Origin of the sequence: Stenotrophomonas maltophilia (assembly GCF_013464485.1) — a bacterium.
Lineage (GTDB): Bacteria > Pseudomonadota > Gammaproteobacteria > Xanthomonadales > Xanthomonadaceae > Stenotrophomonas > Stenotrophomonas maltophilia_AW.
This window is the reverse complement of sequence record NZ_RAUX01000009.1, coordinates 163,837-177,202: the sequence shown is the minus strand read 5'-3', so window position 1 is coordinate 177,202 and position 13,366 is coordinate 163,837. Positions and strand designations below refer to the sequence as shown.

Annotated in this window: 10 protein-coding genes and 1 pseudogene; 3 read left to right on the top strand and 8 right to left on the bottom strand. The window is 62.3% G+C overall.

Annotation, left to right across the window (positions count from 1 at the left end):
* Positions 1-743 precede the first annotated feature (743 nt).
* On the bottom strand, positions 744-1,319 hold the full coding sequence (locus tag D7Y61_RS04385) for a DUF3313 family protein (protein ID WP_180865248.1): 576 nt from the start codon (positions 1,317-1,319) through the stop codon (positions 744-746).
* Between the two features lie 257 nt (positions 1,320-1,576).
* Here D7Y61_RS04385 and D7Y61_RS22575 point away from each other — a divergent pair.
* Positions 1,577-1,834: pseudogene (locus D7Y61_RS22575) on the top strand (multinuclear nonheme iron-dependent oxidase); the annotation flags it as partial.
* Positions 1,835-1,860: 26 nt separating this feature from the next.
* Here the strand turns inward: D7Y61_RS22575 and D7Y61_RS04380 are convergent.
* The 3 genes from D7Y61_RS04380 to D7Y61_RS04370 all read right to left on the bottom strand — a co-directional run bounded on the left by D7Y61_RS04380 (position 1,861) and on the right by D7Y61_RS04370 (position 6,477).
* Entirely contained in the window at positions 1,861-3,852 is a 1,992-nt protein-coding gene (locus D7Y61_RS04380; protein ID WP_180865247.1) for a methyl-accepting chemotaxis protein, read from the bottom strand.
* Positions 3,853-4,874: 1,022 nt separating this feature from the next.
* Positions 4,875-5,885, bottom strand: a complete 1,011-nt coding sequence (locus D7Y61_RS04375; RefSeq protein WP_149501020.1) for a nucleotidyl transferase AbiEii/AbiGii toxin family protein — start codon at positions 5,883-5,885, stop codon at positions 4,875-4,877.
* Positions 5,878-6,477: a DUF6088 family protein gene (locus tag D7Y61_RS04370; protein ID WP_149501021.1), complete on the bottom strand. Its 600-nt coding sequence runs from the start codon at positions 6,475-6,477 to the stop codon at positions 5,878-5,880. The genes D7Y61_RS04375 and D7Y61_RS04370 overlap by 8 nt, the downstream gene beginning before the upstream one ends.
* 400 nt (positions 6,478-6,877) lie before the next feature.
* On the opposite strand from D7Y61_RS04370, the gene D7Y61_RS04365 reads away from it, so the two are divergent.
* Entirely contained in the window at positions 6,878-7,054 is a 177-nt protein-coding gene (locus D7Y61_RS04365) for a hypothetical protein (protein WP_180865246.1), read from the top strand.
* 157 nt (positions 7,055-7,211) lie between these two features.
* On the opposite strand, the gene D7Y61_RS04360 is transcribed toward D7Y61_RS04365, so the two are convergent.
* Positions 7,212-8,108, bottom strand: coding sequence for a LysR family transcriptional regulator (locus tag D7Y61_RS04360; protein ID WP_219627793.1), 897 nt, complete (start codon positions 8,106-8,108; stop codon positions 7,212-7,214).
* Between the two features lie 81 nt (positions 8,109-8,189).
* Here D7Y61_RS04360 and D7Y61_RS04355 point away from each other — a divergent pair, with 81 nt between their 5' ends.
* A complete protein-coding gene (locus D7Y61_RS04355; protein ID WP_258010231.1) occupies positions 8,190-8,534 on the top strand; it encodes an NADPH-dependent F420 reductase in 345 nt (114 codons plus the stop codon).
* Between the two features lie 21 nt (positions 8,535-8,555).
* Here the strand turns inward: D7Y61_RS04355 and D7Y61_RS04350 are convergent, their stop codons facing one another.
* The 3 genes from D7Y61_RS04350 to D7Y61_RS04340 form a co-directional block, all read right to left on the bottom strand.
* Positions 8,556-9,596: a DNA-binding protein gene (locus tag D7Y61_RS04350; RefSeq protein ID WP_149501024.1), complete on the bottom strand. Its 1,041-nt coding sequence runs from the start codon at positions 9,594-9,596 to the stop codon at positions 8,556-8,558.
* Positions 9,597-9,891: 295 nt separating this feature from the next.
* Positions 9,892-10,173: a hypothetical protein gene (locus tag D7Y61_RS04345; protein ID WP_019398952.1), complete on the bottom strand. Its 282-nt coding sequence runs from the start codon at positions 10,171-10,173 to the stop codon at positions 9,892-9,894.
* 19 nt (positions 10,174-10,192) lie between these two features.
* Positions 10,193-13,366: an efflux RND transporter permease subunit gene (locus tag D7Y61_RS04340; RefSeq protein ID WP_149501025.1), complete on the bottom strand. Its 3,174-nt coding sequence runs from the start codon at positions 13,364-13,366 to the stop codon at positions 10,193-10,195.

The following is a 13,366-nucleotide window of genomic DNA, read 5'->3' as shown; positions in this document are numbered from 1 at the left end:
CTTTTTCACGTCCAATCTCCTTCTCGTTGGGGATTGGACTCCAAAGCAGCTTGCTACTCAATTGAGGGGGGGCGTCGTTACCTAAGTTATAACTTTATCCCGTAGCCGCCTGCGCCGCCATTTTCGCGCGCCAGCCGGCAACCAACTGATTAACGGTGATGCGCCCTCTCGCCTATGAGCGGTTCGGAAACTGCGCGGCAGATGATGCCGTAGTGCAAGCGCCGCGCGGGGAACTGCCCGAGGATCAGCCTGCGATGCGGCATCATCGACCAACTGTTCGAAGGCATCGATCCTCTAGGAAATCGCAAATCCAGATCAGGCCAGGAGTTCCCTTCCCTACCCCCGATAAATCTTCCTTATCCCCTGCCCCGCCGAGGTCCGCTTCCGGCCAGAAGCGAGCATCCGTCCTACCCCCGGATAGACAGCCCGAACCGCCAGCTTGATCCAATGCCACCTTTCGGACAAAAGCTGCTCTCCCAATCAAGCCAGGCTCCCATCGGAACAGATCAGTTTCCCCGCATGTGCTTGAGCACGCGGAGTACTCAGTCTGGAATCGTCAGTCGGCCAGATCTGTAGGAGTTCCTCTAAAGCACGGTCTTGGCACTACTGAGAGTACCAAGACCATCCCGCTTCGCGTTGCCAAGTCATACACCATCAATGCTTCGTCGCTGCCATTAGCATTTCATGTCAGCGTCCCGCGACACCCAGCGAGTGCTTTGCGGCGGTGGCAAGGCACCAGGAAGCTAGCGTGATCTCACCATTGGCGCAATGAACTCCACCGCCTCAATCGCGAACCGACCCGCAAGTGACTTGGCGTGGCCGTCCGGCGTGTAGCTTTTTCGAATGTCCCTCATGTCGGCCTCGTCGGCGAGCAGCAGCAGTGCTACCTGCCTGCCAGTGCTTGCGTCGATCGCCTCGATTTCGAGGGAAAGCTGTCCCTTGCTCACCGGTCCCATCAGGACCGATGTGGCAATGTTCAGGCCGACAGACACCTCCTTCACCGAGGTGATCCTTGCAAGCAGCAACAGCTCCGTTCCCGGCCGCCCTGCCCCGCTCCGGCCCAGGCGCCTGTCGATCTGCCGCTGCAGCTGACTGCTTACGGCAGCCTTGAGGCGATCACCGACGCCCGGGTTCAGCGTTGCAGCCACCTCTGGCATCAGCAGGACGGGGGCGAGAGTCACCGTCTGGAAGTGCCCGTGCGTGCTACCCGCTGGCACGATCTCCATCCGACGCTCCCCGTGGATGCTGAGACCTGCATAGGTCCTGGCCTGGTTTGACCTGACCACATGCACCGGACTGCATGCGGCCAGCAACAGCATTCCCACTCCTGCGAGGAGCCGCGGAACCCGCCGCCACAAGCTGCCTTTCGCGGCGCGTCCGGAACCGGATGTTCTGGCCAGAGTGGCAGTTCGATCGCCGCCTGATGAATGAGGGTCGGCAGGGATTCGTGAGAAAAACAGCCGAATCGACTCTAACGCCATGATTTAACGAGGAATCGCCCCTTGACGTTAGGCATTGCGGCGGTACCGCTCAAACCTGACCTAACGGAAACACTCAAGAAGGCTCCGACCGTCGCCTGATCCATTGCGGTAGTTCCTCGTGCGGTATCGTCCGTCCGGCATCTACATCGGCCAAACCCTCGCGGGTCCGGCGATCCTTCGACTGGTTCGAGATCATTTCCGAGAACTTCATGGTCGCCGGTGGCAAGCCCCGCCACTACCTTGAAGCAGTTCGCGCGCGCTACCCGTTGGCCATGCACGGCGTTTCACTGTCGATCGGCAGCACCGATCCGCTCGATCGGGACTACCTGCGGGCCCTGAAGCGGTTGATGCAGGAGATCGAGCCGGTTGGCGACCTAATTTACGGCTCGGAGATGTCTAGTGGATCGGGGCGATTCAAAGCCGCCGGCGCTTTCGTCCCCCCAACTTGGCTATCAGCAACAAAACGCGCAACCGTCTCTGCCAACATCCGTGCCTGCTCGTCTAGTTGATTGGACGCTGCGGCGACTTCTTCCACTAGCGCCGCATTCTGCTGGGTGGTCTGGTCGATGGTGCGGATGGCGCTGTTGACTTGCGTGATGCTGTCACCCTGGTCGCGTGAGGCTTGGCTGATCTGGGTCGCGATCCCAGTCAAGCGACCAATGACGTCAAGAATGGCCTGCATGGCCATACCCGCATCGGCCACGGTGTCGGCGCCTTGATGCACCCGCTCACTGGAAGCCGCGATCAAGGACTTGACATCCTTTGCCGCATCGGCCGAGCGTTTTGCCAAGGACCGGACCTCCTGTGCGACCACTGCAAACCCCTTGCCCTGATCGCCCGCGCGTGCGGCCTCTACAGCCGCATTAAGCGCCAGGATATTGGTCTGGAACGCGATGCCGTCGATCACGCCGACGATGTCGATGATGTGCTTACTGGACTCACTGATCTCATGCATAGTGTGAACGACCCGCTCGACTGCCAGATGACCCTGTTTGGCCACCTGTGAGGCGGATTCAGTCAACGTGCTGGCCTGGCGCGCATTGTCAGCATTCTGGAGGATGGCCTCGGTCACCTGGTTGAGGGTGGCCGCCGTCTCCTCCACGCTTGCTGCCTGTGATTCGGTTCGTGCGGACAAGTCCTGATTTCCTGTGGAGATCTCACGAGCAGCGCTACTGATGCCTTGGGTGAGTTCGTTGACCTGGGCCACCAGCGACGTCATCGCATTGGCCAACTGCACTTGTTGGGTCACGTCCGTGGCGTACTTGACCACTTTGTAAGGTTTGCCGCTGGCATCAAGTATCGGATTGTAGGTGGCCTGCAGCCATACTTCTCTCCCGCCCTTGGCATAGCGCATGTATTGCCCTGCGTCGGCTTGGCCCTGCGCGAGGCCTTGCCAGAACTGGCGATAGTCAACGCTAGAGGCTTGATCGGCGGGCACGAACATGCGGTGATGCCGACCCACCACCTCTTGCAGGGAGTAACCCACGACTGCCAGAAAGTTCGGATTGGCCGCCAGGATATTGCCTGCCAAGTCAAACTCAATCACCGCCTGAACCTTGTTTATGGCCGCCATCTGGCTCTGGAAATCGGCGTTGCGATTGCGCTGTTCGGTAACGTCCGTGGCGTATTTGACGATTTTGACGATACGCCCTGACGTATCCAATACCGGGTTGTAGCTAGCTTCGATCCACACGTCCCTACCGGACTTGTGCCGGCGGCAGAATTGCCCCTTCTCAATACGCCCCTCATTGAGTCTTCGCCAAAACTGCTTGTACTCCGGGCTATGCTGCTCGTTGGTCGGCATGAGCAGGGCGTGCCGCTGGCCCTGAAGTTCCTCCTGCTGGTACCCAAAAGCATCAAGGAAGTTCTGGTTGGCCGTCAGGATGTTGGCCTCCAGATCAAATTCAATCACGGCCATAGCACGATCAATGGCCTGCAAACGGCCTTGAGTATCGGCGTGCAGGCCTCGTTGGTGGGTGATATCGGTCGCGAACTTCACGATTTTGACCGGCCGCCCTGTCCGGTCCAGGACCGGCGCGTAGGTGGCGTGGAGCCAGATTTGCTCGCCTTGCTTTGTCACGCGCCTGAACTCGCCGGCACGGTGCTCGCCCTGCCGCAAGCCTTGCCAGAGGGCGGCGTAGTCCGGGCCGTCGCGATCCTCCTTCAGCAGGAACTGCTGGTGGGGGCGGCCTTGGATTTCATCCAACTCGTATCCCATCAGCGCCAAAAACTTACGGTTGGCGGTGAGCACCGTCCCGTCTAGGGAAAACTCGATCGTGGCCTGGGAGGCGGCAACGGCACCCCAACGAGGATCGTCAGGACGCAGCCAGCGCACAATGCGGGGAGCCAGGGACTTGCCAGTTGTTGCCATAGTGGGCCTCATGGAAGACTGTGAAGGTAAACGCATTTCCCTATCGGCCGACTGACGCTATCATTTAGTGCCGTTGGTCATTGAGCCAAATTTTGTAAGCGACGTTACACACGTTGCCTAGGCCACAGTTGCCCCCCCCTGATTTGACATCCCTCAGGTTCTGGTCAACGGTAAGGGGTGTTTACGCAGGTTCCGAGGGGATCCGATGGCCAGTGGACGCCGACTGTGGTTGGGGCCCGTCTATGCTTGGACACAGCGGGAGGCGACCAGCTATTTGCAACTCATGGCATCACCCTGGTCGAGGCCCAGCCGGTCCGCAATACGTGGCTCGTAACAGTCTGCATCCAAGGCCTTGGTATCGAGCCGCATCGCGTGGCAGCGCCGTCACTGGAGCGTGCGATGCGATGGGCCACGCACTGGGCTCGCTTGCGCCATGCCGTGCTCGAACCGCGGTTGCAGGAAGTGCTGTCGGCGGCTGAACGGCCCGATCGCTTCCTTGACGGCGTGGACTACTGCTCCGGTAGGCGGCGCTAGGTGGTCGGGGTTAGGCGGATCTGGCAGGTGCAATCCGGTCAAAAACGGTGAAGCCCTTCCAGATCATGCACTTAACCGTTGCACTTCCGACCCCATTATCCACCGGCTGATCCCGCCACGGGGCCCAATTGGCACTGAGTTGGCACGGAGCCCGGTAGAAAAGCGACCACCAAGTGTGATACACGACGGCCCGGGTCACAGTTGCTTGGTGGTCGAACACGACCGACTCAAGCCCATTGCCCTTGCCGCCACTGTCCTGCCGGTGGCTGCGCATGTCAAATCGGGCTCCCCGCAGCTGCGATCGCAGCTGATGCTCAATGGTCGAGATTCAGCCCCGAATCTCGACCAAAAAAATCCATCAGCGAAGCGAAGACAGGGCAATGGTTGAGATTCCCTACCGAATCTCGACCATTGGATGCGACCACCGTGGTTTTAACCGGGCGACCGCCTGCAGCAAAGCAAGAATACGACCACGGGGGGACGCCAACTTACCTGTTGGCCTCCAACTCAATCGCGTGACACTGACTCATCAGCACTTCGAATGGAGACGGCTCCTCCTCGAAGAGACCACTGCTGATCATTTCCTGGTAGTCGCTCTTGAGGGCATCGAGGGCCTCTCCTTCCGGGATCAGCCTGAGATCGCCTGAAACCGCTTTCCCATAGTCGATCACGCTTCCGTCCGACGCTTTCTCGGCGAAGAATGCTTGCTTGTGATCCGCAACCCGATGCGCGAGCGTTCGATCGACTATCGCCGCTTTCGCGATACCTGCTGCCGCCAGCCGCGCCAGGTCATGCCAATGCCGTGCGTAGCGCTCTCCGCGGAAATCGCCCTTGAGGCAGTAGGCGTGCACAGCCGTCGCCTTCTCCCAGAAGGTGCGCTCTGCAGCCATCACGCGGGGCATGGCTACGGGAAACACCAGTTCGGACAGCACGGGGGCCGCGTCGCACGTAACCCTCCTCGCTGAAGCAGGCTCTCCCGTGCTGCGGGCACCAAATTCCAACAACACCTCCGGTCGGACATAGCCGTTTCCTTCCGTCAGCTGCGCGTAACGCAAACGTAGCTTTTCGCCTTCCTGGATGAGCGCAATATCCAAGCCGGATGCCTTGATCGCAGCATCGAGCACCGGCACGACTTCGTCGGAAATCCAAACCGGCAGTCGCTCCCTGACGGCATCCGTCCATTTCCTGGCTTGGCTACGAGAAGCCGGGATCGGCTCATCGCCGGCATCCGCCATGTCCGGAATCAGCTGCCGGATGTCGTGGGTCAGGTCGATGTCCTCAGAGAAGCGCTGGATCAAGCCGCCATAGGCCTTGGACAATGAGGTACCGCCCTTGAAAACCAGGTTCTCCCCGAGTGCACTCTCGAAGAGCACGCCAAGTGTCCAGACCACCCAGACATCCTTTTCCAGGAGATAGGCAGGACGCCCGGTCCTGTCGGCCGCAATGAGCAGGGCCTCGCGTCGCTCACTTTCACCCAAGCTGAGCAAAGCCTCAGCCATGGGCTCTCAGCCCACGGAGTTCCTTGGCCAGCCACGCGGGCATGTAATGGGTCGACGTGCCTGCCAACTCGACAAGTTCCGCCTTGCTCAAGCGTTGCCGCAACTGGCGAATAACCGCATGAGCGTTCTTCGGTCCTGCCCCGGCGATGGCGCGCAATGCCTGGCCCGCGGGTCGATTGGCGATACGCAGCTTCCACGCCGGGGCATGCTTGAACTCCAGCACCTGCTTGCCCAACTGAAACCGCCGCGACTTGCCGGACGTCAGGTACGCCTGTCGCATCGGCACCTGGGTCGTCAATCCAAGGGCATTAGCAGAAGCCACTTCATTGGGCACTACGACTTCACCACACAGCCGAGCGATCGCTTCCGCCACCTTGGCAGGCTCCGGCGGGCGCGTCCCAAAACGGCTGGTCACCGGGAACAAGTAAACGCCACGGCTGCCGCGAATCAGTTGGCCGCGTTTGGCCAACCGAGAGAGCGCCTGATCGATAGCCGCCCGGTTGCCCAAATGCAGCAATTCGCTGGCCACCAGGGGGGTACCCTCGGGCAGCTTGGCGGCATGGGTCAGGATTTCCAGGCTCAGGGACGTCATGGGATGCTCCTTGTCAGAAGAATACCTCATTTTTCTGACACTTTCCTCTCCCGCGAACGCTCATCGACTCAGGGACGGCCCGACAAAAACACCACTTAACCAATTGATTTTTTTGCTTATTCGATGACATATCGGCAATGGAAGCTGAATATCATCGTGCCTGGCTCGCTATGAAATCGGCCACGGCTCAGGTGCCTTTTCCCGGCGTCGGCACCCCGACCAGCCAATACGCCGCCGAACGGCCGCCGGCGTCGGTTCGGACCAGAACGTCGGCCTCGACGCATCCAGGTAGCCCGTGTCCCCTCGCGGCGTCCACACGTTGTAGTAGCATCAATAGGCCGGGAAGACGCACGAGACCTTGAGGTGATGTATACCTTCGACGCCTACTGTGGATGGGGCGATGGCTTTGCACAGCGCATCGCCGAGTGGCATACCCGCATATCCCCGGAGCCAATGCGCGGATCGCCGCGATGTCGGGCGTGATGCGTACAACGACCTGCTGAGCTACGACGGCTTCGTGATGCACCCGTCGGCGGGTTCGCTGCGCTTCGCGACCAAGCACCGGATCGTGCCGTGAAACTTTCGCATCGCGTGCAGGAGGCCTGCACGTACAGAGCCTTTCCGACCCGAAGACGTTCGAGGACATCGCGAGGAAGGAGCGCATAGATGCCGACAGCTTGAAAGTACAACCGCCCAAGAGCGGACGCATGCTGGAATGCCGAGATTCTCGCCGACTACCATGCGGGGTTGCGGAAGGCTTCGACCAGGAAATCGATCAGGCACCTCGTTTTCATTGGCAAGTGCTTGCGAGTGGCGTAAACGACATGCACGCCGAGTTCGATCGACCGATACTCCGGCATCAGCTCTACCAGCGCACCGCGCTCCAAGTCCCTCCCAACAAGGAAATCGGGCTGAAGGATGACGCCCTGGTCTTCCAGCGCAGCCGCGCGACACGTGTCGCCACTGTTGGTGTGTATGCGCGGGCTGACCCGCACGCTGACTTCACCTTCGGGGCCTTTGAACAGCCAGTTGTCACCGCCGGACCAGTAGCGGTACGCCAGAATCTGGTGTCCATTGAGTTCGCGTGGATGGGTCGGGGTTCCGTGCTTGGCGAGGTAGCCAGGCGATGCGCACAACACGATGCGGGTCGTCGCCAACCGCCGGCTGACCATCTGTGGATCCAACCGGTTGGTGATGCGGATCGCGACGTCGTAACCCTCTTCGACAAGATCGACAATACGATCGTTGAGCGTAATGTCGAGCGAGACCTTCGGGTTGGCATCGATGAAGCGCGGCCACAGCGGTGCCAGATGCAGATTGCCGAAGGTCAACGGCGCATTGATCCGCAGTTCACCGGTCGCCTCGCCACCGCTCGAGGCCGTCTCGGACTCCAACTCCTCCAGGGCCGCCACCAGTTCGGCGGCGCGGTCGTGGAAACGCTGGCCGTCGTCGCTCAATGACAGGCGGCGGGTCGTCCGGTGCAGCAGCCGCACCCCCAAGTGCGCTTCGAGGTCGGCCAGATGGCGCGAGACGGCTGCTTTCGACAAGCCGGTGGCGTCTGCCGCACCGACGAAGCTGCCGGCACGGACGATCGCCAGAAAGCTCCGGAGCTGCTGAAGGTCGAACACCATTGTTCCTATTTAGTAAACAGTAAATTACTATAATCGCTATTTATCGCCACATAAAGCACCAATAAAGTGTCCTCCTACCCGATGACGGGTTCCACGCACAGGACACTCACCATGAACATCCTCATTCTCGGCGCCGGCAACATGGGCTCGGCGTTCGCCCGACAGTTCTCCCGCGCTGGCCACGATGTCCGCATCGCCAGCACGTCGCTGGAAAAGTCCAAGGCCGTCGCCGGCTCGCTTCCCGGTGTCACCGCAGTCGAGGCCGCCGGCAGCGCCGCCGATGTCGACGTCGTCCTGGTGGCAACCCCCTACGAACAGGCGCTCGTCGCGTTGGCCGCAGCCGGCCCGCTCGACGGCACGATCGTCGTCGACATCACCAACCCGCTCACGGGGTTCAGCCGAGATACGTGTAAAAATACCCCATAGAGTCTGATTTCGTCTTTTGAATCATTGAGTTGCCGGATTTTTTCGCGCGTCCGAACTATCCACGTGATCGGGTCGTAATTGCGCCAGCAACTGCTCCAACGTGTCCAGGCGCACACTAGCCCGCAGTGCGTCGGCTTCGGCCTGTTCGCGACGTTCCCGCTCCTTCGTTAGATCGGCGCGAGCGCTGGCCAACTCCGTCCGTACGGCTTCGAGGGTCTGGGTATCTTGCGCCCAGCGCGTCTGCAGGGCCTGGTGCTCGGTAGCCGTGAGCCGCAGCGCGTCCAGTTCCTTCCGCTGATCGTCCGCGCCATGCCGGACCTGCGCCAGCTCCCGCTCCAGCCGACTGTGGCGCTCTAGCCACTGCCCATTGTCGCGGTTGAGCTGCACCAACTCGTGGTTCTTGGCGGTCAACGCCTCATTGGCCTGTCGCAGCGCGACCTGCAGTTCCTGCACCTGGTGCTCATGCCGGCGCTGCTCCTGCTCGCGCTGCTCCTTGACCGACGTCCGGTAGTGCTCCAGCGCCTCGCGGGCGTGCTGGTGCTTCTGCTCCAGCGACTGCACGTAGCTCTCGTGCTCGGCCAGGCGGGTGGTCAGGCCGGCGATGCGTTCGCCGAGCTGCGCGACCTCCGTCATCCGTTCGGCCAGCGCCTGCTGAGTGGCGGCGCGCGCGGTCTTTTCCTCATGCAACGCGGTTTCAGCGCGCTGGAGCTGTGCACTCAGGGCGGCCGATTCTTGCTGGGCGCGCTCCAGCGCCTGGCCGCGCTCTTGCAGCTGCGCCTCGAAGCGCTGCCGGGCCTCGGCGACAACGGCCTCGGCCTCTTCGTGCAGGCGCCCGGCGAGCCGGCCGACCAGATCCTGTAGCGCGTCGCTGACCGCTACCTTGGCGCCCAGGCCTTGCCCTTCCTCTTCTTCCAGCTCTTTCAGGTAGCGGTGGATGGTGGTCTTGGAGCCGGTGTTGCCCAGCGCCACCCGCACCGCGTCCACCGACGGGTGCTTGCCCTGCGCCCGCAGCGCATCGCGAGCCTTCTGCACGTCGCTCTTGTACAACCCGCCACGGGCCATGGCCGTCCCCTCGGATGATTTCGTAATGTATTACATATCACGTAATTACATACCAATCAGGCTTGGAGACGGCCATGAATTAGGCGATAAATTAAGACGGGATAATAGTGGTTTATCCCGCCTGATAGCGTTTCACACACGGGCGTGTCAAGGTCGCCGGTATGAAACGCATTCGGAGTGACGATTGGAGACGAACCGGGTCCGTCGGACAATCTGCCACTCGATCAAGAGCGCTCGGGCTCGTTGGTTGGCATCCGGAGCCCCATGACGATTCACCTCCGATGGTCGGCTGGGCCTACATCTTTTCGATCAGCCCTCGCGAGATATCGAGCGTGTGAGGAATCGGCCCTGGGTCCTGGAACTGCAAGTCCACCTCGTCGATACCGAACCGCTCGCGCAGGACGGTGGCGATCGTGTCGCGGACGTTCGTCTGGTCCACATCGGGGACCGCCACCGTAAGGGTGGCGGCCAGGCCGATGCCGGTCGCAGATTGATACAGGCGCGGTGAGTCCACCGCCTTCACGCCGGAGTGGGCGAACATCGCCATGCGCACGGCTTCGATATCGACTTCGTGCATCTGCTTTCTCTCGCGGGCGTCAGACCTGCGCCTGCACCGTGCGATCCCGGTGCACCCAGCGATACAGGACTGGCAGCACCAGCAGCGTCAATGCGGTCGAGGATAGGATGCCGCCGATGACCACCGTCGCCAGTGGGCGTTGGACCTCCGAACCGGCGCCGACGTTGAAGGCCATCGGCAGGAAACCCAGCGAAGCCACCAGCGCGGTCATCAGCACCGGCCGCAACCGGCCCAGCGCGCCGTCGCGGACCGCGTTCTCGAGCGGATCGCCTTGCTCGCGCAGGCGACGGATGAAGGCGATCATGACCAGACCATTGAGCACCGCCACGCCGGACAAGGCGATGAAGCCGACGCCGGCGGAAATCGACAACGGAATCCCGCGCAAGGCCAGTGCGATGACGCCGCCGGTCAGCGCCAGTGGCACGCCGCTGAACACGATCGCCGCGTCCTTGGCCGAGCCGAAGGCCATGAAGAGCAACGCGAAAATGAGCGCCAGCGTGACCGGCACGACCACTGCCAGGCGCTGGCTCGCGGAGATCAACTGCTCGAACGTGCCGCCGTAGTCGATCCAGTAGCCCTCGGGCAGCTTCACATCGCGACCGATGCGTGTGCGCAGTTCCGCGACGAAACCGCCCAGGTCGCGTTCGCGCACGTTGGCGGTGATCACCACCCGGCGCTTGCCGTTCTCGCGGTTGATCTGGTTCGGTCCGCGCTGGATCTGTACCTCGGCCACTTCGCGCAGCGGTACCGTGCGCGGACCGCCGCTGCGCCAGGCGGCTTCGCGGCTGGATTCGTCAGCGTTCGCGCTCTCGGGCAGCGGGATCGGCAAGTCCGCCAACACCGCCGGATCCTGGCGCAGCGACTCCGGCAAACGCACGACCAGCGCGAAGCGGCGATCGCCCTCGAACAGCTGGCCAGCGACCTCGCCGCCAATGGCCGTAGCAACGGTGTCCTGCACGTCGCCCGGGTTGAGGCCGTAGCGCGCCAGTGCGACGGGGTCCGGCGTCACGGCGAGCAGTGGCAATCCCGTGACCTGTTCGGCTTTCACGTCCTCTGCACCGGGCACTTGGCGCATCACGCGCTCGACCCGCGCGGCCAGTCGCGCCAGCTGACCGAGATCGTCGCCGTAGACCTTTACCGCCACGTCCGAGCGCACGCCGGAGATGAGCTCGTTGGTGCGCATCTGGATCGGCTGGGTGAACTCGTAGTTGCTGCCCGGGATCTCGCGGGCCGCGGTTTCCAGTTCCTCGATCAGTTCCGCCTTGGGCTTGCGCGGGTCCGGCCACTGGTCGCGCGGCTTGAGCATCAGGAAGGTGTCGGCCATCGACGGCGGCATCGGATCGGTGGCCACCTCGGCGGTGCCGATTTTGGAGAACACATTGGCCACTTCTGGGAACTGGGCCAGACGCTTCTCCAACGTCTCCTGCATCGCCACCGACTGCTCCAGACTGGTGCCTGGGATGCGCATCGGCTGCACGGTGATGTCGCCTTCGTCCAGGCTCGGCACGAACTCCGAGCCGAGACGCGTGGCCAATAGTCCGCAGGCGACCACCAGCAGCGCGGCGCCGGCCAGCACTGCGACGCGGTGATGCAACGCCCAGTCCAGCAATGGCGTGTAGCGGGCCCTCGACCGGCGCATCAGCCAGTTGTCGTGCTCCGCCAAACGGCCGCGCAGGAAGGTCGCAATCGCCGCTGGCACGAAGGTCAGCGACAGCATCATCGCGCCGGTCAACGCCAGCACCACGGTGATCGCCATCGGATGGAACATTTTTCCTTCCACGCCCGAGAGCGCGAAGATCGGCAGATATACCGCGGCGATGATGCCCAAGCCGAACAGGCTGGGCCGGATCACTTCTGCGGTCGCCGAGGCGGTCAGGTCGAAACGCTCCTCGTCGTTGAGATCGCGGCCGAGTGCGTGCTGCGCTTCACCGAAGCGGCGCAGGCAGTTCTCGATGATGATCACGGCGCCATCGACGATCAGGCCGAAATCGAGCGCGCCCAGGCTCATCAGGTTGCCCGACACGCCGCCGCGCACCATGCCGATGATGGTGAACAGCATCGCCAGCGGAATCACCGCGGCGGTGATCAGCGACGCACGAACATTCCCCAATAGCAGGAACAACACCAGGACTACCAGTAACGCGCCCTCGATCAGGTTCTTGGCGACGGTGCCGATGGTGCGGTCGACCAGCGCGGTACGGTCATAGACCGCCTTGGCACGTACGCCTGCCGGCAGGCTGGCATTGGCGGCCTCCAGCTTCTCGGCCGCGGCACGGGACACCTCGCGGCTGTTGGCGCCGAACAGCATGAAGGCGGTGCCGACCACGACCTCGTGACCGTTCTGCGTAGCTGCGCCGGTGCGCAGTTCCTTGCCTTCGCCGACCGTGGCGACATCGCGCACCCGAATCGGCACGCCTTCGCGCCGGTCCAGCACGATATTGCGGATCGCTTCCAGGTCCGCCAGTTGCCCAGGCACGCGCACCAGAAATTGCTGGCCGTTGCGCTCGATGTAGCCCGCGCCGATGTTCTGGTTGTTGCGAGCGATCGCCTGCACTACGTCATGCAGGGTGAACCCCAACGCGACCAGTTGAGCCGGATCGGGCGTGATGTGGATCTGCCGCTCGAAGCCGCCGATGGTATTGACCTCGGTGACGCCGGGCGTGTTGCGCAGCTGCGGGCGGATCACCCAGTCCTGCAGGGTGCGCAGGTCGGTGGCCGTATACGGGGTTCCGTCCGGCTTGCGGGCATTCGGCTCAGCCTCCACGGTGTACATGAAGATCTCGCCAAGCCCCGTGGAGATCGGCCCCATCTCCGGGTCCAGGCCTTCGGGCAGTTGCGAGGCGATCTGCTGCAGCCGCTCGGCGACCTGTTGCCGGGCGAAGTACAGGTCCGTGCCGTCCGCAAAGACCACGGTGACCTGCGAGAGTCCGTAACGCGACAGCGAACGGGTGTAATCCAGCTTGGGCAGGCCGGCCATTGCCGTTTCGATCGGGAACGTGACGCGTTGTTCGGCTTCCAGCGGCGAGTAGCCCGGCGCCTGGGTATTGATCTGGACCTGTACGTTGGTGATGTCGGGCGTGGCATCGATCGGCAGATGCCGATAGCTCCATACGCCCAGCGCGATCAGCGCGACGGTGAGCACCAGCATCAGCCAGCGATGGCGGATGGAGAAGCGAATGAGGCGTTCGAGCAT

Bases quoted from the DNA above. Each gene is read 5' to 3' on its own strand.
- D7Y61_RS04385 (WP_180865248.1), bottom strand. From the start codon at position 1,319: ATGCTGTTGCTGGCCGCATGCAGTCCGGTGCATGTGGTCAGGTCAAAC.
- D7Y61_RS04380 (WP_180865247.1), bottom strand. From the start codon at position 3,852: ATGGCAACAACTGGCAAGTCCCTGGCTCCCCGCATTGTGCGCTGGCTG.
- D7Y61_RS04375 (WP_149501020.1), bottom strand. From the start codon at position 5,885: ATGGCTGAGGCTTTGCTCAGCTTGGGTGAAAGTGAGCGACGCGAGGCC.
- D7Y61_RS04370 (WP_149501021.1), bottom strand. From the start codon at position 6,477: ATGACGTCCCTGAGCCTGGAAATCCTGACCCATGCCGCCAAGCTGCCC.
- D7Y61_RS04365 (WP_180865246.1), top strand. From the start codon at position 6,878: ATGGCTTTGCACAGCGCATCGCCGAGTGGCATACCCGCATATCCCCGG.
- D7Y61_RS04360 (WP_219627793.1), bottom strand. From the start codon at position 8,108: ATGGTGTTCGACCTTCAGCAGCTCCGGAGCTTTCTGGCGATCGTCCGT.
- D7Y61_RS04355 (WP_258010231.1), top strand. From the start codon at position 8,190: ATGACGGGTTCCACGCACAGGACACTCACCATGAACATCCTCATTCTC.
- D7Y61_RS04350 (WP_149501024.1), bottom strand. From the start codon at position 9,596: ATGGCCCGTGGCGGGTTGTACAAGAGCGACGTGCAGAAGGCTCGCGAT.
- D7Y61_RS04345 (WP_019398952.1), bottom strand. From the start codon at position 10,173: ATGCACGAAGTCGATATCGAAGCCGTGCGCATGGCGATGTTCGCCCAC.
- D7Y61_RS04340 (WP_149501025.1), bottom strand. From the start codon at position 13,366: ATGCTCGAACGCCTCATTCGCTTCTCCATCCGCCATCGCTGGCTGATG.